This window comes from Kitasatospora sp. NPDC047058 (genome assembly GCF_040643935.1).
GTDB lineage: Bacteria > Actinomycetota > Actinomycetes > Streptomycetales > Streptomycetaceae > Kitasatospora.
In genome coordinates, this window is sequence record NZ_JBEYVJ010000044.1 from 1 (window position 1) to 22,330 (window position 22,330).

At 74.1% G+C, this 22,330-nt stretch carries 21 protein-coding genes; 14 read left to right on the plus strand and 7 right to left on the minus strand.

All coding sequences use genetic code 11. From position 1 onward, the window contains the following. Positions 1-97 precede the first annotated feature (97 nt). The 3 genes from ABZ885_RS09715 (at position 98) to ABZ885_RS09725 (ending at position 2,774) form a co-directional block, all read left to right on the plus strand. The gene (locus ABZ885_RS09715) at positions 98-607 is read left to right on the plus strand and encodes an aldehyde dehydrogenase family protein (protein WP_360185721.1); all 510 of its coding nucleotides are present in this window, start codon (positions 98-100) and stop codon (positions 605-607) included. Continuing rightward, on the plus strand, positions 607-1,635 hold the full coding sequence (locus ABZ885_RS09720; RefSeq protein WP_360185646.1) for a proline racemase family protein: 1,029 nt from the start codon (positions 607-609) through the stop codon (positions 1,633-1,635). The genes ABZ885_RS09715 and ABZ885_RS09720 overlap by 1 nt, the downstream gene beginning before the upstream one ends. A 263-nt stretch (positions 1,636-1,898) precedes the next feature. Continuing rightward, positions 1,899-2,774: an ornithine cyclodeaminase family protein gene (locus ABZ885_RS09725; RefSeq protein ID WP_360185723.1), complete on the plus strand. Its 876-nt coding sequence runs from the start codon at positions 1,899-1,901 to the stop codon at positions 2,772-2,774. Between the two features lie 75 nt (positions 2,775-2,849). Here the strand turns inward: ABZ885_RS09725 and ABZ885_RS09730 are convergent, their stop codons facing one another. Together ABZ885_RS09730 and ABZ885_RS09735 are read right to left on the minus strand one after the other, a co-directional pair. After that, a complete protein-coding gene (locus ABZ885_RS09730) occupies positions 2,850-3,179 on the minus strand; it encodes a hypothetical protein (protein WP_360185648.1) in 330 nt (109 codons plus the stop codon). Positions 3,180-3,330: 151 nt separating this feature from the next. Further along, the gene (locus ABZ885_RS09735) at positions 3,331-3,909 is read right to left on the minus strand and encodes a TetR/AcrR family transcriptional regulator (protein ID WP_360185651.1); all 579 of its coding nucleotides are present in this window, start codon (positions 3,907-3,909) and stop codon (positions 3,331-3,333) included. Between the two features lie 98 nt (positions 3,910-4,007). On the opposite strand from ABZ885_RS09735, the gene ABZ885_RS09740 reads away from it, so the two are divergent. The 3 genes from ABZ885_RS09740 to ABZ885_RS09750 all read left to right on the plus strand — a co-directional run bounded on the left by ABZ885_RS09740 (position 4,008) and on the right by ABZ885_RS09750 (position 6,502). Next, entirely contained in the window at positions 4,008-4,895 is an 888-nt protein-coding gene (locus ABZ885_RS09740; RefSeq protein ID WP_360185654.1) for an NAD(P)-binding domain-containing protein, read from the plus strand. 197 nt (positions 4,896-5,092) lie between these two features. After that, positions 5,093-5,803, plus strand: coding sequence for a GntR family transcriptional regulator (locus ABZ885_RS09745; protein WP_360185657.1), 711 nt, complete (start codon positions 5,093-5,095; stop codon positions 5,801-5,803). Positions 5,804-5,905: 102 nt separating this feature from the next. Continuing rightward, positions 5,906-6,502, plus strand: a complete 597-nt coding sequence (locus tag ABZ885_RS09750; protein WP_360185659.1) for a Uma2 family endonuclease — start codon at positions 5,906-5,908, stop codon at positions 6,500-6,502. A gap of 1 nt (position 6,503) precedes the next feature. Here ABZ885_RS09750 and ABZ885_RS09755 read toward each other — a convergent pair whose 3' ends face one another. Further along, positions 6,504-7,184 (minus strand): ABC transporter ATP-binding protein, encoded by a 681-nt coding sequence (locus ABZ885_RS09755; protein WP_360185662.1) that lies wholly within the window; start codon positions 7,182-7,184, stop codon positions 6,504-6,506. After that, entirely contained in the window at positions 7,181-8,257 is a 1,077-nt protein-coding gene (locus ABZ885_RS09760) for an ABC transporter permease (RefSeq protein ID WP_360185665.1), read from the minus strand. Before ABZ885_RS09760 ends, ABZ885_RS09755 begins: the two co-directional genes overlap by 4 nt. A gap of 166 nt (positions 8,258-8,423) precedes the next feature. On the opposite strand from ABZ885_RS09760, the gene ABZ885_RS09765 reads away from it, so the two are divergent. The 3 genes from ABZ885_RS09765 (at position 8,424) to ABZ885_RS09775 (ending at position 11,416) form a co-directional block, all read left to right on the plus strand. Further along, the gene (locus ABZ885_RS09765) at positions 8,424-9,647 is read left to right on the plus strand and encodes a sensor histidine kinase (RefSeq protein ID WP_360185668.1); all 1,224 of its coding nucleotides are present in this window, start codon (positions 8,424-8,426) and stop codon (positions 9,645-9,647) included. Next, a complete protein-coding gene (locus tag ABZ885_RS09770; RefSeq protein WP_360185670.1) occupies positions 9,644-10,291 on the plus strand; it encodes a response regulator transcription factor in 648 nt (215 codons plus the stop codon). Before ABZ885_RS09765 ends, ABZ885_RS09770 begins: the two co-directional genes overlap by 4 nt. A 93-nt stretch (positions 10,292-10,384) precedes the next feature. Further along, the gene (locus tag ABZ885_RS09775; RefSeq protein ID WP_360185673.1) at positions 10,385-11,416 is read left to right on the plus strand and encodes a nitronate monooxygenase; all 1,032 of its coding nucleotides are present in this window, start codon (positions 10,385-10,387) and stop codon (positions 11,414-11,416) included. Positions 11,417-11,493: 77 nt separating this feature from the next. On the opposite strand, the gene ABZ885_RS09780 is transcribed toward ABZ885_RS09775, so the two are convergent. Next, positions 11,494-12,969, minus strand: a complete 1,476-nt coding sequence (locus tag ABZ885_RS09780) for an aminopeptidase P family protein (protein ID WP_360185676.1) — start codon at positions 12,967-12,969, stop codon at positions 11,494-11,496. 214 nt (positions 12,970-13,183) lie between these two features. On the opposite strand from ABZ885_RS09780, the gene ABZ885_RS09785 reads away from it, so the two are divergent. The 5 genes from ABZ885_RS09785 to ABZ885_RS09805 are packed head-to-tail and all read left to right on the plus strand — an operon-like array spanning position 13,184 to position 18,930. Next, complete coding sequence (locus ABZ885_RS09785) at positions 13,184-14,944, plus strand: ABC transporter substrate-binding protein (protein WP_360185679.1); 1,761 nt, start codon at positions 13,184-13,186, stop codon at positions 14,942-14,944. Beyond that, entirely contained in the window at positions 14,944-15,906 is a 963-nt protein-coding gene (locus tag ABZ885_RS09790; protein ID WP_360185682.1) for an ABC transporter permease, read from the plus strand. Before ABZ885_RS09785 ends, ABZ885_RS09790 begins: the two co-directional genes overlap by 1 nt. After that, positions 15,903-16,889: an ABC transporter permease gene (locus tag ABZ885_RS09795; RefSeq protein WP_360185685.1), complete on the plus strand. Its 987-nt coding sequence runs from the start codon at positions 15,903-15,905 to the stop codon at positions 16,887-16,889. Before ABZ885_RS09790 ends, ABZ885_RS09795 begins: the two co-directional genes overlap by 4 nt. Beyond that, positions 16,889-17,890: an ABC transporter ATP-binding protein gene (locus ABZ885_RS09800; RefSeq protein WP_360185687.1), complete on the plus strand. Its 1,002-nt coding sequence runs from the start codon at positions 16,889-16,891 to the stop codon at positions 17,888-17,890. Before ABZ885_RS09795 ends, ABZ885_RS09800 begins: the two co-directional genes overlap by 1 nt. Beyond that, entirely contained in the window at positions 17,887-18,930 is a 1,044-nt protein-coding gene (locus ABZ885_RS09805) for an ABC transporter ATP-binding protein (RefSeq protein WP_360185690.1), read from the plus strand. Before ABZ885_RS09800 ends, ABZ885_RS09805 begins: the two co-directional genes overlap by 4 nt. Positions 18,931-19,363: 433 nt before the next feature. Here ABZ885_RS09805 and ABZ885_RS09810 read toward each other — a convergent pair whose 3' ends face one another. Together ABZ885_RS09810 and ABZ885_RS09815 are read right to left on the minus strand one after the other, a co-directional pair. Beyond that, positions 19,364-21,727: an immune inhibitor A domain-containing protein gene (locus ABZ885_RS09810; protein WP_360185726.1), complete on the minus strand. Its 2,364-nt coding sequence runs from the start codon at positions 21,725-21,727 to the stop codon at positions 19,364-19,366. A gap of 218 nt (positions 21,728-21,945) precedes the next feature. Further along, a complete protein-coding gene (locus tag ABZ885_RS09815) occupies positions 21,946-22,323 on the minus strand; it encodes a YrdB family protein (protein ID WP_360185692.1) in 378 nt (125 codons plus the stop codon). Between the last annotated feature and the right edge of the window lie 7 nt (positions 22,324-22,330).

The following is a 22,330-nucleotide window of genomic DNA, read 5'->3' on the forward strand; positions in this document are numbered from 1 at the left end:
GCGCGGGCGGGGTCAGCCCGTCAGTTCGGCGGCGACCAGCTCCGCGAGCTGGACGGCGTTGAGCGCGGCGCCCTTGCGCAGGTTGTCGTTGGAGACGCTGGCGCAGGTCGACGACAGCACGTGCGGGCCGCTCATCAACGCCGCCACCCGGGACGACATCACGGCCGCCGTCGCGACCGCCCGGGAGGCCGGGGCGGAGGTGCTGACCGGCGGCGGCACCCCGGACCGCACCGGCTGGTACCTCGACCCGACCCTGGTCGCCGGTGTGCCGGCGGACCACCCGCTGCAGCGCGAGGAGTTCTTCGGCCCGATCGCCGTGCTGCACGAGGCGGCCGACCTGGACGAGGCGATCACGCTCGCGAACGACACCCCGTACACGCTGTCCGCCTCGGTCCACACCCGCAGCCTGGACGTGGCGCTGGCCGCCGCCGACCGGCTGGACGCGGGCATGATCCGGATCAACGCGCCGTCCAGCGGCGTCGACTTCCACCTGCCGTTCGGCGGCGCCAAGGGCGCGAGCCACGGCGACCGCGAACAGGGCCTGGCCGCCATGGACTTCTACACCGCGAGCCGCACCGTCAGCGTGCTGCCGGCCGGGAGCGCGTGATGCTGGTACGGACGGTGGACTACCACACGGCCGGCGAACCGTTCCGGATCGTCCTGGACGGTGCGCCGGCCATCCCCGGGGACGGCGTCGCCGAGCGCCGGGCCATCGCGCTCGGCGCGGGCGGCACGGCCACCGCACCCCGCCCGAGCGCGCTCGACCGGGTGCGGCAGCTGCTCACCCGGGAGCCGCGCGGGCACGCCGGGATGTACGGCGGGTTCCTGGTGCCGCCGGACGACGACGAGGCGCACCTCGGCGTGCTGTTCTGGCACAAGGACGGCTACTCGACCGCCTGCGGGCACGGCACCATCGCGCTCGGCGCCTGGGCGGTGGACTCCGGGCTGGTCGCGGCCCCGGACGACGGGGTGGCGCAGGTGCGGATCGACGTCCCGTCCGGGCGGGTCACCGCCCTGGTCCACCGCTCGGGCGGCCGGACCACCGGCGTCACCTTCCGCAACGTGCCGGCCGTCGTCAGCGCGCTCAAGCTGGCGGTGGAGACCTCGCGGGGCGTGGTGGAGGTCGCCGTCGCACACGCCGGCGCCTGCTACGTCTCGGTGCCGGCGGCCGCGGTCGGACTGGCCGTCGAACCCGGCCTGCTGCCCGAACTCACCGCCGTCGGGCGGGAGATCCGGGCCGCGCTGGCCGACGCGCCGGCCGTGCAGCACCCGACGGACCCGCTGCTCTCCGGCGTCTACGGGGTCATCCTGTACGACGAACTGCCGTCCGCCGGCGGGTGGGTGAACCAGCGCAACGTCACCGTCTTCGCCGACGGCCAGATCGACCGCTCGCCGTGCGGCTCCGGCACCTCGGCCCGGCTCGCCGTCCTGGCCGCCGAGGGCCGGCTCGGGCCCGACGAGGAACTGCGGCACGAGTCGGTGATCGGCACGGTCTTCACCGGCCGGGTCCGTCCGGGCGGCGACCCGCTCGGCGCGGGCGTGGTCACCGAGGTCACCGGCACCGCCCACCGCACCGGGGAGCACGGTTTCGTGCTGGAGCCGGACGATGCGCTGGGCACGGGGTTCCTGCTTTGACCGGCCGGGGTGAGGGGGCTGCCCTCGGTAAGCCTGCCCCCGGTGCGCCTGCCCTTGGCGGGCCTGCCGGCGACGCGGCCGACGGTGACGGGGCCGCTGGTGTCGCGGCCGTTCGAGACGTGCCCGTGCGTGACGCACCCACACTGCCCGGCGCGGTGGTTGAGCCGCTCCAGCACGCCGCGCCGGGCGCCCGCGGGGTGGAGGACCGTGCGCCGGGGGCACCTCCCGGCCGCGACGGGGGAGCGACGGGGGCGCCGCCCGGGCTGACGCCGGGGCAGGCGGCCGAGGCGATCGAGCGGGTGCTGCTGGACGGGCTGGACCCGGAGGCCGCGCCCGCCCGGTCGGCGGTACGGGTGCCGGCGGGGGAGCTGCTGCTGATGCCGGCCGCCTCCGCCGCGTACGCCGGGGTGAAGATCGCCGGGGTGGCCCCGGCCAACCCCGCCGCCGGACTGCCCCGGATCACCGGCAGCTACCTGCTGCTGGACGGGCCGACTCTGCAGCCGGTCGCGCTGCTCGACGGCGCGGCGCTCACCGCGCTCCGCACACCCGCGGTCACCGCCGTCGCGCTCTCCCGGCTGGCCGCGCCGGACGCCGCGCACCTGGTGCTGTTCGGCGCCGGCCCGCAGGCGTACGGGCACCTGGACGCGCTGCTCGCCGTCCGGCCGCTGACCCGGGCCACGGTGGTGGCCCGCAGCGAGGCGCCCGCCGAGGCGCTCGTCCGCTACGCGCGGGCGCGGGGGCTCGCGGCGGTGGTGGGCACGCCCGCCGCGGTGGCGGAGGCCGACCTGGTGGTCTGCTGCACCACCGCGCGCACCCCGCTGTTCGACGGTGCGCTGGTGCCCGCCCACGCCGCCGTGGCGGCGGTCGGCTCGCACGAGCCGGACGCGCGCGAGGTGGACGGGGTGCTGGTCGGCCGGGCCGAGCTGTACGTCGAGGCGCGGGCGGCCGCGCTGCGGGAGGCCGGCGACCTGCTGATGGCGGGCGTCACCGGGGCCGACACGCTGTGGAACCTGGCCGAGCTGGTGCGTGGCGAGGCGCCGGTGCCGAGCGGCCGGCCGCGGTTCTTCAAGAGCGTCGGGATGGCCTGGGAGGACCTCGCCGTCGCGGCCGAGGCGCACCGGCGCGGCCGCACCGGCTGAGCGCCGGGGTGCCCGGCGTTCGGTGCCCGGCGTTCGGTGCTCGGTGCCCGGTGCCCGGCGTTCGGCGCTCGGTGCTCAGTCGCCGAGGAAGCAGAGCCGACTGCCGGGCGTACCGGCGCACTCGGTGAGCAGGCCGGCCAGGTCGCGGACGGCCGCCCGCTGCTGTTCGGTGGTGCACCGGGCGAGCAGGCCGGCCGCTTCGGCCAGTGCCGCGGCGGCGTCCTGCTCGTTGAACTCCGTGTCACCGTACGGATCGATCCGCCCGAGGCGGTGGTCGGGGTGGGCGTGGGCCGCGAGGGCGTCGGCCAGACCCGGGCCGTGGCCGGTGGAGAGCCGCACCAGGGCGGCGGGGCGCTTCCGGCTGCCGGGCGGGCGGCGGTCGTAGCGGGCGAGTTCGATTCCCACGGTCGTTTCCCCGGGGGTGGTCGGGCGTTGTAGTGAGTGGCCCGCGATGGCGGGTGGCCGGAGCTGCGGCCGGTGCGGCGGGAAGGGATCCCCTGCCGCACCGGCCGCTTCCGCGTTCCCGGGGGCGGGCCCCGGCGGTAGCGACAGCCCCCTAGCGGTAGGTGCCGATCAGGCGGGCCAGGTGTCTGCCGGTGAGGTGCAGCGGCTCCTCGCTGCGGGCGATCTGGGCGGCCAGCTCGGCGCCTTCGAGGGTGTTGATGACGGTGGCGGCGAGTTCGCGGGCGTCGTCCGCCCCGAGGCCGGACGCGCGCAGCTTCTCCTCGACGATGGCGCGCCAGTTGGCGAACGCCGCCACGACGGCCTGCTCGATCACCGGGGCGCGGCCGACCGTCTCCAGTGCGGTGCTGGTGATCGGGCACCCGTCCTGCCACTCGGAGGCGCGCAGGGCCTCGGCGAGCAGCCGGGTGCAGGCGGTGATCGCCTCGGCCGGGTCGGGGGAAGCGCCCAGCCCCTCGCGGAGCAGCCCGGCGAACTCCTGGTCGCCGTGCCGTATCGCCTCGGCGGCCAACTCCTGCTTGCCGCCGGGGAAGAAGTGGTAGACGGAGCCGAGGGTGGCCTCCGCCTCGCGCGAGATCTGCTTGATCCCGGTGCCCTCGTACCCCTGGCGCTGCAGCAGCCGTGAGGTGGCCCGGACGATCCGCTCGCGGGTGCCGGTGGTCGTCGTCTTCACGCGGGGAGTCTAGCCGACGGAATGGATAGAGCGTTCGTTCCAGAGCTGTGTTAGCTTCATCCTGGATAGAGCGTTCGTTCTAGTGGAGGGGGATCCCCATGTCCGTCGCACAGCAGCAGCCCGGCAAGGCGCCCGTCACCGTGATCGGCCTCGGGCCGATGGGGCGGGCGATGGCCGGTGCGTACCTGGACGCCGGCCACGCCGTCACGGTCTGGAACCGGACCGCCGGCCGGGCCGACGGGCTGGTCGCCCGCGGTGCCGTCCTGGCCCCGAGCGCCGAGGCCGCCGTGGCGGCCAACGAGCTGGTGGTGCTCAGTCTCACCGACTACGACGCGGTGTTCGCCGTGCTCGGCGCGGCCGGGGGCGCGCTGGCCGGAAAGGCCGTCGTCAACCTCAGCTCGGACACCCCGGACCGGGCCCGCGAGGCCGCCCGCCGGCTCGCCGCGCTGGGCGCGGGCCACCTCACCGGCGGGGTGCAGGTGCCGCCCTCGGGCATCGGCAAGGCCGGGTCGTCCACCTTCTACAGCGGTCCGGTCGAGCTGTTCCAGCGGCACCGGGCCACCCTGGAGGTGCTGACCGCCGCCGACTACCGGGGCGACGATCCGGGGCTGGCCCAGCTGTACTACCAGATCCAGATGGACCTTTTCTGGACCTCGCTGGTCGGCTACCTGCACGCCACCGCCGTCGCCGAGGCGAACGGCATCCCGGCCGACGAGTTCCTGCCGTACGCCTCCTCGACGGCAGCCTCGATGCCCGGATTCCTGGAGTTCTACGCGCCCCGGATCGCGGCCGGGCGGCACGGGGGCGACGTGGACCGGCTCGCGATGGGCCTGGCCAGCGTCGAGCACGTCCGGCACACCGTGGAGGCCTCCGGGGTGGACGGCGCGCTGCCCGGGCTGCTGGCCGGCTACTTCCGGCGCGGGGTCGCCGCCGGGCACGGTGCCTCCAGTGCGACCAGCCTGGTCGGACTGTTCCGGGGGGCGTAACGGGGGTGTAGCGGGGGTGTAGCGGGTTCACCCGCAGGAAGTGGGCCGCCGGCCGTTGTCACGGCCGGCGGCCGCTGTCACGATGGGCTCCGGCATCGGCGGGAGCCGCCGACGGGGCATCCGAATCACGGACTGTTGCATGCTCAACGTAACGTGACATTGTACGCTGGTGTTCTGCAACCACCCGGAGGAACACCATGTCCGACCTGAAACCCCGCACCCTGATCTCCGTCCAGGAGCGGCTGCGCGACCAGGTCGCCCACGCGCTCCGCGCCGCCCTGATCTCCGGCGAACTGCGCCCCGGCGTGGTCTACTCCGCGCCCGCCCTGGCCGCCGACTTCGGCGTCTCCGCCACCCCCGTCCGTGAGGCCATGCTCGACCTCGCCCGCGAGGGCCTGGTCGAGGCCGTCCGCAACAAGGGCTTCCGGGTCACCGAGCTGACCGAGCGCGACCTCGACGAGTACACCGAGATCCGCGCCCTGATCGAGATCCCCACCGTCGGCCGGGTCACCCGTACCGCCACCGCCGAACAGCTGGAGCGGCTGCGCCCGCAGGCCGAGGCGATCGTCGCCGCCGCCCGCAAGCACGACCTGATCGGCTACCTGGAGGCCGACCGCCAGTTCCACCTCGACCTGCTCGGCCTGGCCGGCAACGCCCACCTGGTCGAGGTGGTCGGGGACCTGCGCAAGCGCTCCCGCCTCTACGGCCTCACCCGCCTCGACCAGGCCGGCGAACTCGTCACCTCCGCCGAGGAGCACCTGGAGCTGCTGGACCTGATGCTCTCCGGCGACGCCGACGCGGCCGAGGCCTGCATGGCCCGCCACCTCGGCCACGTCCGCTCCCTCTGGGCCGAGGGCCAGGGCGAGGCGGAGGAAGCCCGCCCGGCGCTGAAGCTGCGGGCGCGGTAAGGGGCTTAAACCACTCGTCCGGGTGAAGAGCGACGATCAGGCGCCTGCGCGGGCCCCGGTTCTACGATGATGCTCTCGACATCGGCAGCAAGGAGGAATTCCGTGTCCGCCGCAGCAGTGGAAGAGCCCATGGAGCAGCCGACGCTGCTCGAAGCCGCTGAACTGATCTCCAACCAGTTCGCCGGGCACCGGGTCGAGATCGTCGGGAGCCAGATCACCGTGACGCCGCCGCCGAACGCTTCGCACGGCAAGTCGTTGAGCCGTCTCATGCGCGTCCTGTTCGCGGCGGGCCTCGACGGGGGCGAGGTCGACGTTCTGCAGAACGTCGGCATCTGGCTGCCGGACGGGCCGTCGGACTACGCCGTCCCGGACCTGTCGATCGTCGACACCGACATCGACGACCACCTGATCGAGTACAACTGCTACGACCCGGTGGCCTTCCGCCTCGTCCTTGAGGTGACGTCCTCCAACCTCAGCGACGACCTGAAGAAGAAGCCGTTCGCCTACGCCTCCGCCGGTGTCCCCGTCTACGTCATCGTGGACCGGACCAACCAGCGGGTCATGGTGCTGACCGAGCCGCAGGACGGGGAGTACCGCGTGCACGCCGTCCACCACCCCGGGCAGTCGTTCACGCTGCCGGAGTCGATCGGGGCGCCGGTGACGCTCTCGGTGGACGACGTGCTCACGGCGAAGAAGTAGCTCACGCCGCCGCAGGCACCGCCAGCCTCCCGTCGTGGACCTCGGCCACCTGGTCGACGGCCGTGAGGTGCGTGCGGTCGTGGGTGACCAGGACGGTGGCGGTGGCCCGGCGGTGGGTGAGGTCGGTGATCAGGTCGAGGACGGCGGCGCCGCGTTCGTGGTCGAGGGCGCTGGTGGGCTCGTCGACCAGCAGCACCGTGGGGTCGTTCATCAGGGCACGGGCGATGTTGACGCGTTGCCGCTGACCGCCGGAGAGCTGGTGCGGACGGCGGGCGGCCTGGCCGCGCAGGCCCACGGCGTCCAGGAGCTCCAGCGCCCGGGGGCGGGCCGCGCGCGGGGAGCCGCCGCCGAGGTGGGCCATCACCTGGAGCTGCTCGACGGCGGTGAGCGAGGGCAGCAGGTTGGCCTGCTGGAAGACGATGCCGATCCGGTCCCGGCGCAGCGCGGTGAGCTCCGCCCGGTTCAGGCCGGCCGTCTCGACGCCGTCCACCACGACCCGGCCGGAGTCCGGGGCGATCAGCGTCGCGGCGACCGCCAGCAGGCTGGACTTGCCGGAGCCGGACGGGCCGACCACCGCCGTGATCGAGCCCGCGGGGACGGTCAGCGAGACCTCGTCCAGGGCGGTCAGCCGGCCGTCGCCGTCCGGGTAGGTGAGGGTGATGCGGTCGAGTTCCAGCGTCATCGGGCGCTCCCCAGGGCGGTCAGCGGGTCGACGGAGGTGATCCGGCGGATGGACAGGGCGGCGCCGACCGCGCCGAGCGCGATCATCACGGCGGCCGGCAGCAGGACGGTCGGTGCGTCCAGGACGAACGGCACCGCGGAGCCGATCAGCGCCCCGGCGCCGACCGCGATCGCGGTGCCCACGGCGGTGCCGAGGACCAGCAGCAGCACGGCCTGGCCGAGCGCGTCCCGGAGCAGGTAGCGGGTGGAGGCGCCGAGCGCCTTCAGCACGGCGATGTCCCCGCTGCGCTGGATCGTCCACACGGTGAAGAAGGCGCCGATCACCAGTGCCGAGATGGCGAACAGGAAGCCGCGCATCAGCTGCAGCGAGCCGTTCTCGGAGGTGTAGGAGCCGATCGCGGCGAGCGCGTCCCCGCGGCTGCGGGTCTCGGTGCCGAAGCGGGTGTCCCCGGCGGCGAGGTCCGCGCCGGGGCCCGTGGTCAGGGCGATCACGGTGGCGTGCCCGGTGCCGCCCGGGGCGAACCGCTGCCAGTCGGCGAGGCTGGTCCAGACGACCGGGGTGTGGCTGTACGAGGCGTCGCCGGCCACCGCGGCGACCTGAAGCGGGTGGCCCGCCAGGGTGAAGGCCGCGCCGGGGCGTAGACCGCCCAGGTTCTCGGCGGCGCTCTCCGAGAGCACCGCCCGCCCGGGCGCGACCGGGGAGCCCTGCGGGGCCAGGCCGGAGCCGTCCGGGACGCCGAACGCGGAGAGCGCGGCGGTGCGCTGCCCGGCGGCCGCCTTGGTGGTGGTGATGCCGAGCGGCTGCGCCGCCGTGACCCCCGGCTGCTCCGCCCAGCCCTGCCACTGCTCCGGCGTCACCTGGGAGTCGGTGAAGGAGAGCTTCTGGCCGTCGGCGGGCTTGGAGAAGACCAGGTGGTCGGCGGGCAGCCCGGTGATCGCCGAGATGTTCTGCCGGCCCAGCCCGGCGGTCAGCCCGGAGAGCAGGCCGACCAGCACGGTGATCAGCACGATGACGGTCCCCATCAGGGCGAACCGCCCCTTGGCGAACCCCAGGTCCCTCCAGGCGACGAACACGACCGGCCTCTCCTTCTGCGTCTCTGCGGCAACGGTCACCACGGTCGCGGAGGCGGGGCCGTCGGCGCATCGCACCGGGGATTGGATCCCCGGCATCAAAGGGCAGAAGCGGAGTTCAACCTTTTGATTGATGCCCGTCGGGCGTGGCGGACCCTAGGCTGGACGGATGGCGACCGAACGATCCCGCACCACCCCCGTCGCCCGCGTACTCCAGGTCTGCCTGCACCTGCTCGTGGCGGGCCTCCTCGCGCTCACCGTCGTCCGGGCCGCCCTCGGGCGGGGCGGCGAGGTGGCCGCCGTGACCGCCGCGGCCACCGCGATGGCCGCCGTCTACGCCGTCGGACCGCTGCTCGGCTCCGTCCGGCGCTCCCGGCGGGCGGCGGCGCTCTGGCTGGCCCTGCTCGGCGTCACCTGGGCCGGCGTGCTGGTCGCCACCCAGGACGGGGTCTGGCTGGCCTTCCCGCTGTACTTCCTGGAGCTGCACCTGCTCGGCCGGCGGGGCGGACTAGCGGCCGTCGGCTTCACCGCCGTCGCGGCGATCGTCGGCTGGTCCTGGCACCAGCACACCGTCAGCGTCGCCGCCGCCATCGGGCCCGCGCTCGGTGCGGCCGTCGCCACCGCCACCGTGCTCGGCTACCAGGCGCTGTACCGGGAGAGCGAGGAGCGGCGCCGGCTCATCGACGAGCTGACCGCCGCCCGCGCCGACCTCGCCGCCGCCCACCACACGGCCGGTGTGCTGGCCGAGCGCGAACGGCTCGCCCGGGAGATCCACGACACCCTCGCCCAGAGCCTCTCCAGCATCCAGCTGCTGCTGCGCGCCGCCCAGCGGGCCCTGCCCGAGCGGACCGAGGCCGCCGCCGGCTACGTCGAACAGGCCCGTCAGGCCGCCCAGGACAACCTGGCCGAGGCCCGGCGCTTCGTCCGTGCGCTCGCCCCGGCGGACCTGGAGGGGGCGTCGCTGCCGGTCGCCCTGGAACGCCTGTGCGCCACCACCACGGCGCACAGCGGCCTGTCCGTCCGGCTGCACGTCTCCGGTGACCAGGTGCAGCTGCCGGTCCCGCAGGAGGTCGCGCTGCTGCGGATCGCGCAGTCCGCGCTCGGCAACGCGGTGCGCCACGCCGGGGCCTCGCACGCCGAGGTCACGCTCAGCTACATGGAGGGCGAGGTGGCGCTGGACGTGTTCGACGACGGGACCGGCTTCGACCCGGCGGCGGTGGCCGCGGCCGCGGGCGCGGCCGCCGGGGAGGGCGGGTTCGGCCTGCCGTCGATGCGGGCCAGGGCGCGGGCGCTTGGCGGTACCTTCACGGTCGAGTCCGCACCGGGGGAGGGGACGGCGCTGGCCGTCCTGCTGCCGGTGCCCGTTTCCACGGCGAATGAGGAGCCCTCGTGACCGACGGAGTGATCCGGCTGCTGCTGGCCGACGACCATCCGGTGGTCCGGGCCGGGCTGCGGGCCGTGCTGGAGAGCGAGCCGGACTTCGCCATCGTGGCGGAGGCCGCCACCGCGGAGCGGGCGGTGCAGCTGGCGGAGGAGGTGGCGGCCGACGTGGTGCTGATGGACCTCCAGTTCGGGCCCGGCTCGGCGATGAACGGTGCCCAGGCCACGGCGGCGATCACCGCGCGGCCGGGGGCGCCGCGGGTGCTCGTCGTCACCACCTACGACACCGACGCCGACACCCTCCCAGCGCTGGAGGCCGGGGCCACGGGGTACCTGCTCAAGGACGCGCCGCCGGAGGAGCTGGCCCGGGCCGTCCGCTCGGCCGCGGCCGGGCGCACGGCGCTGGCGGCCACGGTCGCGGACCGGCTGCTGGAGCGGATGCGGACGCCGGCGGCGGCGCTCAGCGCGCGGGAGACGGAGGTGCTGGGGCTGGTGGCCGACGGGCTCACCAACCAGCAGATCAGCCAGAGGCTGCACCTGAGCCAGGCCACGGTGAAGTCGCACCTGGTGCACATCTACACGAAGCTGGGCGTGGATTCGCGCACGGCGGCGGTGCGGGAGGCGCGCGGGCGGGGGCTGATCCGGCGCGGGGTGTGAGCGGTCCGGCGGCGTCGCCCGGACCGTGCGCGCCGGACGGGCGGGCGTAGGGTTGAGCGGGTCCGGGCCGTCCCCCGGAGTGGAGGAACCCGTATGGCCGCCGTCCGCCCCGACGAGCTCGCCGTTCCCGTCGTCGCCGCGCCCATGGCGGGCGGGGCGTCCACACCGGAGCTGGTGGCCGCGGTGAACGGGGCCGGCGGGCTGGGCTTCCTCGCCGCGGGGTACCGCAGCGCCGCCGCGATGGCCGAACAGATCGCGCGGGTCCGGGAGTTGACCGACCGCCCGTTCGGCGTGAACCTCTTCGTGCCGGCCGCGCCCGGCGACCCGCAGGCCGTCGCCGCCTACCGCGCGCACCTGCTGCCGGAGGCCGCGCGCCACGGCGTCCGGCTGCCGGAGACGGTCGCGCCGGACCGCGACGACTGGGACGCCAAGATCGCCGCGCTGGCGGCCGGGCCGGAGCCCGTCCCGGTGGTGTCGTACACCTTCGGCCTGCCCGCGCCCGAGGAGGTGCGGGCGCTGCGGGCGGCCGGCACGTACCAGGTCGGCACCGTCACCACGCCGGAGGAGGCGCGGGCCGCCGAGGCGGCCGGGATGGACGCGCTGTGCGTGCAGGGCCCGGAGGCGGGCGGACACCGGGCCACCCACCGGGTGGCGGACCGGCCGGGGGACGTCCCGCTGCTCGAACTGCTGGCCGCCGTCCGGGAGGTGACGCGGCTGCCGCTGATCGCCGCCGGGGGTCTGGCCGACGGGGCGGGGATCGCGGCGGCGCTGCGGGCCGGTGCGGGGGCCGTCCAGCTGGGGACGGCGCTGCTGCGGGCGGACGAGTCCGGCGCGTCGGCGCCGCACCGGGCGGCGCTGGGCGAACTGCCGGAGACGGTGGTGACCAGGGCCTTCACCGGCCGTCCGGCCCGCGGACTGCGCAACGCGTTCATCGAGCGGTACGGGCGCTACGCGCCGGCCGCCTACCCCGAGGTGCACCACCTGACCCGGCCGCTGCGTGCGGCGGCGACGGCGCGCGCGGACACCTCGGCGATGCACCTGTGGGCGGGCACCGGCCACCGGGCGGCCCGGTCCGGGCCGGCCGCGGAGATCGTCACGGAGCTGTGGGAGCAGGCGCGTCGCTGAGCACCCCGGCCGCTCCTCGCGCGGCACCGGGCCCGGACGGTCGGGGCCGCCCGGACCCCCGGCCGGCGGAGGGCGGTTCAGCCGAGCAGGCCGGCCATCCAGGACTCGATGGCGGGGACGGTGCGGGGGAGGTCACCGGACATCAGGCGGGCGCCGTCGGAGGTGATGACCAGGTCGTCCTCGATGCGGATGCCCAGGCCGCGGAGTTCGGGCGGGAGGGTCTCGTCGTCGGGCTGGAGGTAGAGGCCGGGCTCGACGGTGAGGACGTGGCCCTCCTCGAGGACGCCGTCCAGGTACGTCTCCGCGCGGGCCCTGGCGCAGTCGTGGACGTCGAGGCCGAGCATGTGGCCGGTGCCGCAGAGGGTGTAGCGGCGGTAGAGGCCGGAGTCGTCGGCGAGGGCCTCCTCGGCGGAGACCGGCAGGACGCCCCAGTCGGCGAGGCCCTCGGCGATGACGCGCGCGGCGGCGTGGTGGAAGTCGCGGAACCGGGCGCCGGGGCGCAGGGCGTCGATGCCGGCCTGCTGGGCGGCGAGGACCAGTTCGTAGGCCTGGCGCTGGACGGGGCTGAAGGTGCCGGAGAGCGGGAGGGTGCGGGTGATGTCCGCGGTGTAGAGGGTGTCGGTCTCGACGCCGGCGTCGAGCAGCAGCAGCTGCGAGGCGTCGAGCGGGCCGTCGTTGCGGATCCAGTGCAGGACGCAGGCGTGGGCGCCGGAGGCGGCGATGGTGTCGTAGCCGGTGCCGTTGCCCTCGGCGCGGGCGCGCAGGTTGAAGACGCCCTCGATCCAGCGCTCGCCGCGGTGGTGGCGGAGCGCGGCGGGCAGGGCGCGGACGACGTCCTGGAAGCCCAGCACGGTGTGGTCGACGGAGAGCTGGAGCTGTTCGACCTCCCAGGCGTCCTTGACCAGGCGCAGTTCGGAGAGCACGGCGGCGAGCAGGCCGTCGGCCCCGGCGAGCGCGGCGGCGCCGGGGCGGCCGGCGGCGGCGTCGAGTTCGGGGTCGACGCCGGTGAGCACCCGGGTGGCCGGCTGCGGGCCGGTGAGCAGCTTCTCCAGGTCGTCGAGGTGCTCGGCGCGGATGCCGGTGAGCCGGGCGGCCTCGGCGAGGTCGGGGCGGCGGCCGACCCAGAACTCGCCGTAGCGGCGGTCGCGGTAGAACTCGGCGCCGCGGACCGGGTCGCCGCCGCGCGGTGAACGGGGGCGCAGGTAGAGGACGGGCTCGTGGCCGTCGGGGCCGGCCGGTTCGAGGACGAGGACGTGGCCGACCTGGTCCTCGCCGGTGAGGCCGGTGAGCCAGGCGTAGGCGCTGTGCGGGCGGAAGCGGTGGTCGACGTCGTTGCTGCGGACCTTGAGCCGGCCCGCGGGGACGATCAGCCGCTCGCCGGGGAAGGCGGCGGAGAGCCGCGCGTGACGCCCGGGCAGCACGGCGTACCCGGGCACGCGCCGGCCGGCGGGGAGCGGGGTGGGGGCCCAGTCGGTGCCCATGAAGGCGTCGAGGGCGGGGGAGACGGGCAGGTCGTGGCTGCCGGTGTTGAGGCCGGTCTGGCGGAGGGTCACCGGGTCTACTCCTAAGCGGGGCTGGGGGGTTGCACGGACACAGCTCGGTAACGGGCGGCATCACCTCTTGTGCAGTGCAATTTCACATTACTATGTTACGGGTCACACCGCGGAGCGGCTAGACCCCCTGAGGTCGCCCTCCCGGCCGGGCCCCGGACCAGCCCCGGGGTCGGACCACGGGCCTCACGGCGGGCCCCCCACTGCGGAGTTGCACATGACCAGGCGCACCCACGCCGCCCTCGCGGCGGCCCTCGCGGCGACCCTCACCCTCGGCCTCGGGGCCTGCAAGAACGACAAGAGCGACAAGAGCGACAGCGGCGGCGACAGCACGGCCGCGTCCACCAAGGGTCCGGGCGCGGAGGCCGGCACGATCATCGGCGGTACGCCGGCCAAGGGCGGCACCCTCACCGTGCTGACCAACCAGGACTTCGCCCACCTCGACCCGGCGCGCAACTGGGTGCTGCCGCACATGGACTTCGGCACCCGGCTGCTCTACCGCACCCTGGTCACCTTCAAGGCCGAGCCGGGCGCGGCGGGCAGCGAGATCGTCCCGGACCTCGCCACCGACCTCGGGAAGTCCTCGGACGGCGGCAAGGTGTGGACCTTCACCCTGAAGGACGGCCTCAAGTACGAGGACGGCACGCCGATCAAGGCCGCCGACATCAAGTACAACGTCGAGCGCTCCTTCTCGCCGGACCTCACCGGCGGCCCCGACTACGCGATCCAGTACCTGGAGGGCGGCGAGAAGTACAAGGGCCCGCTCACCGGCGAGCACCTGCCGAGCATCGAGACCCCGGACGACAAGACCATCGTCTTCCACCTGAAGCGCCCGGTCGCCGAGTTCTCCTACACCACCACCCTGCCCACCTTCTCCCCGGTGCCGCAGTCCCAGGAGAAGGGGACCCAGTACGACTCGCGGCCGTTCGCCTCCGGCCCGTACAAGATCGAGACCTACGATCGCGGCAAGCAGCTCGTGCTGGTCCGCAACACCAACTGGGACGCCGCCACCGACCCGGTCCGCAAGGCCTACCCCGACAAGATCGTGGTGACCCAGGGCCTCAAGGGCGGCCAGGCCGACGACCGGATCATCGCCAGCGACGGCGCCGACGCCAACGCCGTCGAGATGCCGTGGATGCAGCACGAGTCCGTCTCCAAGGTGCTGCCCAAGGCGGACGTCAAGGCCCGGATGGCGGCCGAGCGGACCGGCTGTACCGACATGCTGTTCCTCAACACGGCCAAGGCGCCCTTCGACGACCCGAAGGTCCGCGAGGCGATGATGTGGGCGGTCGACCGCGAGGCCCAGGTCACCGCGTTCGGCGGGCCGGCGATGGCCGACGTCGCCACCTCGTACCTGCCGCCGTCGCTGACCGCCGGGGCCAAGGCCGACCCGCTGAAGGTCCCGGCCGCCGGCGACCCCGCGAAGGCCAAGGAGCTGCTGAAGGCGGCCGGCAAGACCGACCTCAAGGTCGGGCTCACCGTCTCCCTCGGCGACAAGACCCGCGGCGAGGCGATCCAGCAGTCGCTGGCCAAGGCCGGCGTCCAGGTCACCGTCAACACCGTGGACGCGTCCGCCTTCGCCGACACCATCGGCGACACCAAGAACGCCCCCGAGCTGACCATCCAGGGCTGGTGCCCGGACTACCCGTCCGCCGCGACCTTCTTCCCGTTCCTGTTCGACGGCCGGACCATCAAGGAGAAGGGCAACCAGGGCAACTACAGCCAGTTCAAGGACCAGGCCACGATGGACCGGATGGACGAGATCGCGGCCATGACGGACGTGGCCGCGGCCAACAAGGCCTGGCAGCAGCTGGACGAGGAGCTGCTGAAGAAGGCTCCGGCCGTCCCGCTGATGTGGCAGCGCCGCCCGCTGCTGACCGGCACCAACGTGGCCGGCGCGTTCGGCAACTCCGGCTACGCCGGGATGATCGACATGGCCGTGGTCGGCCTCAAGGACCCCTCGAAGAGCCAGGGCTGATGAGTACCACCACTGAGCCCGCCGCCGTCGTGGAGAGCGCGGCGGCGGGCCCCGCGAAGGCCGCCGGGCGTGGTCCGTGGCGGCTGGTCTGGGACCAGCTCTGGTCCAGGGGCGCGGCCCGGTTCGGGCTGGTCACGGTCGCCGTGATGGTCCTGGCGGCCGCCCTGGCCGGCCCGCTGAGCTCGCTCGGCGGCTGGTCCCCCGAGGAGTTCGACAAACGGGCCATCGACCCGTACCTGGGCGGCCTGCCCAAGGGCGACTTCGGCGGCATCAGCACCCGTCACTGGCTGGGCGTCGAACCGATCACCGGCCGCGACCTGTTCGCCCGGGTCCTGCACGGCGGCCAGGTCTCGCTGCTGATCGCGTTCACGGCCACCGCCGTGGTCGTCGTCACCGGCACCCTGGCCGGGATCGCGGCCGGCTACTTCGGCGGCCGGGTCGACACGCTGCTGTCCCGGCTGATGGACCTCACCATGTCCTTCCCCTCGCTGATCTTCATGATCGCGATGATGTCGGTGGCCAAGGACGTCAACCGGATCCTGCTGATCACCCTGGTGATCGGCCTGTTCACCTGGCCCGGCATCGCCCGGGTGGTCCGCGGCCAGACCCTCTCGCTCAAACACCGCGAGTACGTCGAGGCCGCCAAGGTCGGCGGGGCCCGCTCCTGGCGGATCCTCACCCGGGAGATCCTGCCGAACGTCTCCGGCCCGGTCATCGCCTACACCACGCTGCTGATCCCCGGCATGATCGCCACCGAGGCCGCGCTCAGCTACCTCGGCGTGGGCGTCCGCCCGCCGACCCCGTCCTGGGGCCAGATGATCGCCGAGAGCATCCTCCACTACGAGACCGACCCGACGTACTTCCTGATCCCGACGGTCTTCCTGTTCCTCGCCGTGCTCGCCTTCACCCTGCTCGGGGACGCGCTGCGCGACATCCTCGACCCCCGGGGAGGCCGGTCGTGATCCTCTACCTCGGCCGAAGGCTGGCCGGCGTGGCGGGCATCCTGCTCGCCATCTGCGCCATCACCTTCACCATCTTCTACCTGCTGCCCAACGACCCGGCCGCAGCGGCCTGCGGCAAGACCTGCAGCCCCGAGCGGCTCGCCGACGTCAAGGCGGCGATGGGCCTCGACAAGCCGGTCTGGGACCAGTTCGGCAGCTACGTGGCCGGCATCTTCGCCGGCCGCGACTACGGCACCGGCCCCAGCGCCACCCACTGCGGCTTCCCCTGCCTCGGCTACTCCTACGAGTACGGGCTGCCGGTATGGGACCTGCTGGTGGACCGGCTCCCGGTCTCGGTCTCGCTCGCCCTCGGCGCCGCGGCGCTCTGGCTGGTCCTCGGCCTCGGGGCCGGCGTCACCTCCGCCCTGCGCAAGGGCGGCATCACCGACCGGACCCTGATGGTGCTCTCGGTCGGCACCGCCTCGCTGCCGGTCTACTTCACCTCGATCATGCTGATCTGGGGGGTCGTCCGGACCGCCGGCCTGCTGCCCTACCCGGCGTACCACAAGTTCACCGACGGCCCGGTCGACTGGGCGTCCAACCTGCTGCTCCCCTGGATCGCGCTGGCCCTGCTGTACGCGGCCATGTATGCCCGGCAGAGCCGCAACTCGATGATCGAGACGATGGCCGAGCCGTACATCCGCACCGCCCGCGCCAAGGGCCTGCCGGCCCGCACCGTCACGGTCAAGCACGGGCTGCGCTCCGGGATGACGCCCATCCTCACCATCTTCGGCATGGACCTCGGCGGCCTGCTCGCGGGCGCCGTCATCACCGAGTCGATCTTCGGCCTGCCCGGCGTCGGCCGGCTGTTCTACGACGGGCTGGGCCGGTCCGACCAGCCCGTCATCCTCGGCGTCACCCTGCTCGCGGCCTTCTTCATCGTCGCGGCGAACCTGCTGGTCGACCTGCTCTACGCGGTGGTCGACCCGAGAGTGAGGTACTGATGGCTGCTCTGTTGGAGGTCGAGGACCTCAGGGTCTCCTTCGACACCCCGCGCGGCACCGTCCGGGCCGTCGACGGCATCTCCTTCACCGTCGCGGCCGGGCAGACGCTGGGGCTGGTCGGCGAGTCCGGCAGCGGCAAGTCCGTCACCTCGCTGGCCGTGATGGGCCTGCACCGCGGCGCCGCCGTCACCGGCTCGATCCGGCTGGCCGGGCAGCAGCTGGTCGGACTGGGCGAGCGCGAACTCGGCACCGTCCGGGGCCGGCGGATCGCCATGATCTTCCAGGACCCGCTCTCCAGCCTGCACCCCTTCTACACCGTCGGCGAGCAGATCGCCGAGCACTACCGCGTCCACTTCAAGGCCTCCCGCAGGACCGGCCGCCAACGCGCGGTCGAGATGCTCGGCGAGGTGGGCATCCCCGAGCCGGCCCGCCGGGTCGACGAGTACCCGCACCAGTTCTCCGGGGGCATGCGCCAGCGCGTGATGATCGCCATGGCGCTCGCCTGCGAACCGGACCTGCTGATCGCCGACGAGCCCACCACCGCGCTCGACGTCACCGTGCAGGCCCAGATCCTCGACCTGATCGCCCGGATCCAGCAGGACCGCGGCCTCGGCGTCGTCATGATCACCCACGACCTGGGCGTGGTCGCCCGGGTCGCCCACGAGGTGCTGGTGATGTACGGCGGCCGGGCCGCCGAACAGGCCCCGGTCGACCGGCTGTTCGGCGCCCCCGCGCACCCGTACACCCGCGGGCTGCTCGACTCGCTGCCCCGCCTGGACGACACCGACGACGCCCCGCTGCGGGCCATCCCCGGCAGCCCGCCGTCGCTGATCGCCCCGGCCCCCGGCTGCTCCTTCGCCCCGCGCTGCGCCCGCACCACCGCGGCCACCGCCGAGGAGCACACCCGGTGCCTGGCCGAGCGCCCCGCGTTCGACCTGCTCGCCCCCGGCCACCAGGCCGCCTGCCACCTGCCGCTGGTGCCGCAAGGAGCCCTCCGATGACCGCCCGTCCGTCCGCCGCCGAACCGTCGCTGCCCGGACCGCAGCCGTCCGAACCGCTGTTGTCCGTCCGGGACCTGGTGAAGACCTTTCCCGGCAAGCGCGGCCGCACCGGCCGGGCCGGCGCCCCGGTCCGGGCGGTGGACGGGGTGAGCTTCGACGTCGGCAAGGGCGAGACGCTCGGCCTGGTCGGCGAGTCCGGCTGCGGCAAGTCCACCACCGGGCGGATGATCGTCCGGCTGCTCGACCCCACCTCGGGCACCGTCACCTTCGACGGCGCCGAGATCGGCGGCCTCTCGCAGGCCGAACTGCGGCCGCACCGGCGGCACCTGCAGATGGTCTTCCAGGACCCGTACTCCTCGCTCAACCCCCGCCAGACGGTGGCCCGGATCATCTCCGAACCGCTGCTGGTCCAGGGCGCCGGCGCGGCCGGGGCCCGGAAGCGGGCCGCCGAGCTGATGGAACTGGTCGGACTGATCCCCGAGCACCTGGACCGCTACCCGCACGAGTTCTCCGGCGGCCAGGCGCAGCGGATCGGCATCGCCCGCTCGCTGGCCACCTCGCCCCGGCTGGTCGTCGCCGACGAACCGGTCTCGGCGCTGGACGTCTCGATCCAGGCCCAGGTGGTCAACCTGATGGAGCGGCTCCAGGACGAGCTGGGGCTGGCGTACATCTTCATCGCGCACGACCTCTCGGTGGTCAAGCGGGTCTGCGACCGGGTCGCGGTGATGTACCTCGGCCGGATCGTCGAGATCGGCGCGAAGGAGGAGGTGTACGGCAACCCGGCCCACCCGTACACCCGGGCGCTGCTCTCCGCCGTGCCGCTGCCGGACCCGGCCGCCGAGCGGGCGCGTGAGCGGATCGTGCTGCTCGGCGACCCGCCGAGCCCGGCCAACCCGCCGTCCGGGTGCAGCTTCCACCCGCGCTGTCCGAAGGCCCAGGACGTCTGCCGGACCGAACGGCCGCTGCTGCGGATCGCCGGACCGGGGGCCCGGGAGGCGGCCTGCCACTTCCCGGAGCACCGGGACGTCGTGGCCGTCTAGCCGAATCACCGACCGCCGTACCGCCCTGCCTCCCCCACGGAGGGCGGTACGGCTCCGACCCGGGGGCCCGTTCGCGGGCCTCCCACCGACCCCCGGTCGGGCGCGGCGGGGAGCCTCTTGAGGGCCGCGCCCGACCGGGTTCCACGAAGGCGCGCACCAGCCCGGTGCGCGCCTTCGTGCTGCCCGGGGTCCGGCGAGCGGTGCCGTCCGGCGCCGTGCGGCGGGTGTCCGTGCAGGCGTGTGTCCGGGGCGGACGGCGGGGCGGTGAACTCCCGTCACGGCCGGGCCGGTTCGGCTCGCCCCCGGGCGCCCGGACGGGCCGGCCGGGGGATCGCCGGTGCCCGTCGGGACACCGGAGCACACCGGAGCGCCCCGCCTCCCCCTGCGGCAGGGGGAGGCGGGGCGCCCGTGGCGTGCCGGGGAGGGCCGGGCCTCAGGAGGCCGGGCCCACCCGGACGGTGGTGATCCGGCCGCCCTGGGCCTCGCGCACCACCTCGATCTTCGTGTTGGTGTCCGGCACCTTCACCCCGAGCTGCGGGGTGGCCGGGTCGGAGTAGACGCCGGTGCGGTCGTTGAAGACCGGGACGGCCGGTTCGCTGCCGATCCGGACCGGGACGCCGCCCTTGTGCAGGGTGAACGCGGTGGTCGGCTTCAGCGAGAAGGTCGCGTCGTAGGTCTGCGCGCGGCCGTTGACCAGCGTGCCGTCGGTGAACCGGATCGGCGCGGGGTGCGCGTCGACCGGCAGGATCAGGCCGCCGCCCGGGTGGTCCTTGGTGTTGTTGTCGCCGTACCCGGTGTCCCAGAGCCAGATCAGCACGCCCTCCTGGTAGGGATAGGTGTCGACGATGTCCTTCTTGCCGTCGACGCCGGTGTACCCGAAGTTGTACGGGCCGGTCTTCAGGAAGGCGCCGTAGCCGGTGTACCGGCGGTTCTCGACCAGGTAGGCGCGCGGGTGCTGCTTGACCGCGGTGCGGCCGGTGATCGTGGTGAACCCGGTGGCGGTCCAGCCGGCGGCACCGTTCTCGGCGCCGTCGGCGAACAGCTCGGTGGCGCCCGCGGCGATCCGGACGGCGTCGACCAGCACGCCCCTGCCGTGCGTGTTGCCGTCCGAGGTGACGTGGAACCGCAGCCGCACCTGCCGGCCGGCGTACTCGTCCAGCGGGATGGACAGCTGCCGGTACGCGCCCGAAGTTCCGCTCAGGCCGGGCGTGTTGGCGCTGGTGTTGCCGATCGGCACGCCGTCGACGGTGCCGCCGAGGGGCTTCCAGGACTTGCCCTCGTCGGCGGAGGCCTCGACGGACAGGAAGTCGTAGTCCTGCTCGATGTCGTACCAGGCGGCCGCGGTCAGGGTGACCGGGCCGCTCACCGTGCGCAGGTCGACCGTGCGGGCCAGCGCGTTGTCCAGGTTGTCGCCGGTGTCGCTCCACCACTGCTTCCCGCCCTGGTACGGGTCGGCCAGGTCGGTGCTGGTGGTGCCGTCGGGCAGGTGGACCAGGACGGCCTGCGCCTGGTCGGTGTTGTAGCCGCTGACCCCGAGGGCGTGGCTGGAGCGGGTGGCGGCCTGCGCCTCGTCGTAGTCGAGCCAGCCGAACTGCAGCTTGCTCCAGGCGTCGAGGTCACCGGGGTAGCCGCCGGTGGTGTTCCGCCCCTTGCCGAGGTACGAGCCGGAGGACATCAGCGACCAGAAGTTGACGCTGTTGTCGCCGCCGCTGGTGCTGTACAGGTCGGGCAGGCCGAGGTTGTGGCCGAACTCGTGGGAGAACAGGCCGACTCCGCTGTTCTCGCCCGCCTGCACGTAGTCGTAGACGTACAGGCCGGTGTCGCCGACGGGCGCGCCGCCGATCCGGTTGCCGGCCGGGCCGGTCTGGCCGGCCGGGTCCGGGAAGGTCCAGCTGCGGTGCGCCCACAGCGCGTCGGCGCCCTGGGCGCCGCCGCCCCAGGTCTCGTCGACGCCGGCGTGCACCACGATCACGTTGTCCAGGTAGCCGTCGGGCTCGTCGAACTCGCCGTTCTTGTCGTGGTCGTAGCGGTCGTAGACGTCGTACTGGGCCAGCTCGGCCTTCACGTCGGCGGCGGTGCGGCCCTTGGCGATCTCGCCGTCGTACCAGGCCTTGACCGCGTCGCGGACGAACTCCTGGGCCTGGGTCCAGGCGCCGGAGCCCTGCGGGCCCTTGTTGCTGCCGTAGCGCGCCTCGTTGTAGGGCACGGTGACCCAGTCGCTGACCGTGCCGTCGAGGTCGTACCGGCCGGAGGACTGGGTGCGGTAGTAGTTGCGCATCGAGACCGCGCCGGGTGCGTCGTCGAAGAACATCTTCTGGTAGTGGTCGCGGCTGAAGTCGGGGCTCCAGAGCGTGTGGTTGTCGCTCCTGCCGGGCTCAGGGATGGTGTTGTGCCGCGGGCCGGGCGTGCCGCCGTAGCGGGGCTGGCCGTTGTACAGGGTGGTGTCGTCCACCTGGTCGCCGAACTGGGCGAGGATGACGAAGACCTTGTCCTTGCGCTGCTGCGCGAGCTGGACGTAGTCGTTGCCGATCTTCACCTTGGCGGGGGCGCGCTTCTCCGCGGTCTTCGCCACGGCGCCCTTGTTGAGCTGCTCCAGCGCCTTGGCGCGGAGCGACTGGCGTTCGCGCTCCTGCGGCGCGAGCGGGCCGGGCGGGGCCTCGGCGCCGCCTTCCGCGGCGGCCTGGGCGGTGACGGCCGTCGTGGTGGCGGGGGAGGGGGGAGCGGCCTGGGCGGGGGTGCCGAGGAGGGTGGCCGCTATCGCGCTCGTGGTGAGCGCGGCCGCGAGTGCCGCGGACATTCTGCGCAACTGACCGGTCCTTTCCGGACGGTGGGGTGGTCGGAGGGACGACCGACGGTCGGGGAGCGCAGGTAATATTTCACATGTCATGGGTCACACGGAAGATGGCGGACGGGGCCCGCTGCCCGTGTTCGGCCGGAGCGCCCGCCCGGTCCGGGCCCGGACGCGGAAGCGCCGCACGACCGAGGTGGTCGTGCGGCGCGTGCGGGCCGGCGCGGTCAGCCGGCGGTGTACTCCACGAGCACGCTGACCAGGGCCAGCGCCCCGAACGCCAGCCCCAGGGTGGTCCGCCCGGCGGCGTGCAGGGCCAGGGCGCCGATCGCGAAGACCGCCAGCTTGACGGCGATCTCCGCGGCGAGCGGCAGCCGGAAGGCCGGCCCGCCGGCGGCCAGGAACAGGCCCCAGGTGAGCCCGGCGAGCGCCGGCGCGCCCACCCCGAGCAGGATCCGGGTGGCCGTCCCGGTGCCGGTCCTGAAGCCCCAGTAGCAGAGCGCCGCCAGCAGGCCCAGCTCCAGGGCGAAGGCGAGCCCGCCGTTGACGACGGTCACCGGGGTCCACTGCCGCTGTGCGACCGGGCCCGGTCTGCTGATCCTCATCCGTCCG

Bases quoted from the DNA above. Each gene is read 5' to 3' on its own strand.
- ABZ885_RS09720 (WP_360185646.1), top strand. From the start codon at position 607: ATGCTGGTACGGACGGTGGACTACCACACGGCCGGCGAACCGTTCCGG.
- ABZ885_RS09740 (WP_360185654.1), top strand. From the start codon at position 4,008: ATGTCCGTCGCACAGCAGCAGCCCGGCAAGGCGCCCGTCACCGTGATC.
- ABZ885_RS09745 (WP_360185657.1), top strand. From the start codon at position 5,093: ATGTCCGACCTGAAACCCCGCACCCTGATCTCCGTCCAGGAGCGGCTG.
- ABZ885_RS09755 (WP_360185662.1), bottom strand. From the start codon at position 7,184: ATGACGCTGGAACTCGACCGCATCACCCTCACCTACCCGGACGGCGAC.
- ABZ885_RS09765 (WP_360185668.1), top strand. From the start codon at position 8,424: ATGGCGACCGAACGATCCCGCACCACCCCCGTCGCCCGCGTACTCCAG.
- ABZ885_RS09775 (WP_360185673.1), top strand. From the start codon at position 10,385: ATGGCCGCCGTCCGCCCCGACGAGCTCGCCGTTCCCGTCGTCGCCGCG.
- ABZ885_RS09785 (WP_360185679.1), top strand. From the start codon at position 13,184: ATGACCAGGCGCACCCACGCCGCCCTCGCGGCGGCCCTCGCGGCGACC.
- ABZ885_RS09790 (WP_360185682.1), top strand. From the start codon at position 14,944: ATGAGTACCACCACTGAGCCCGCCGCCGTCGTGGAGAGCGCGGCGGCG.
- ABZ885_RS09800 (WP_360185687.1), top strand. From the start codon at position 16,889: ATGGCTGCTCTGTTGGAGGTCGAGGACCTCAGGGTCTCCTTCGACACC.
- ABZ885_RS09805 (WP_360185690.1), top strand. From the start codon at position 17,887: ATGACCGCCCGTCCGTCCGCCGCCGAACCGTCGCTGCCCGGACCGCAG.
- ABZ885_RS09810 (WP_360185726.1), bottom strand. From the start codon at position 21,727: ATGTCCGCGGCACTCGCGGCCGCGCTCACCACGAGCGCGATAGCGGCC.
- ABZ885_RS09815 (WP_360185692.1), bottom strand. From the start codon at position 22,323: ATGAGGATCAGCAGACCGGGCCCGGTCGCACAGCGGCAGTGGACCCCG.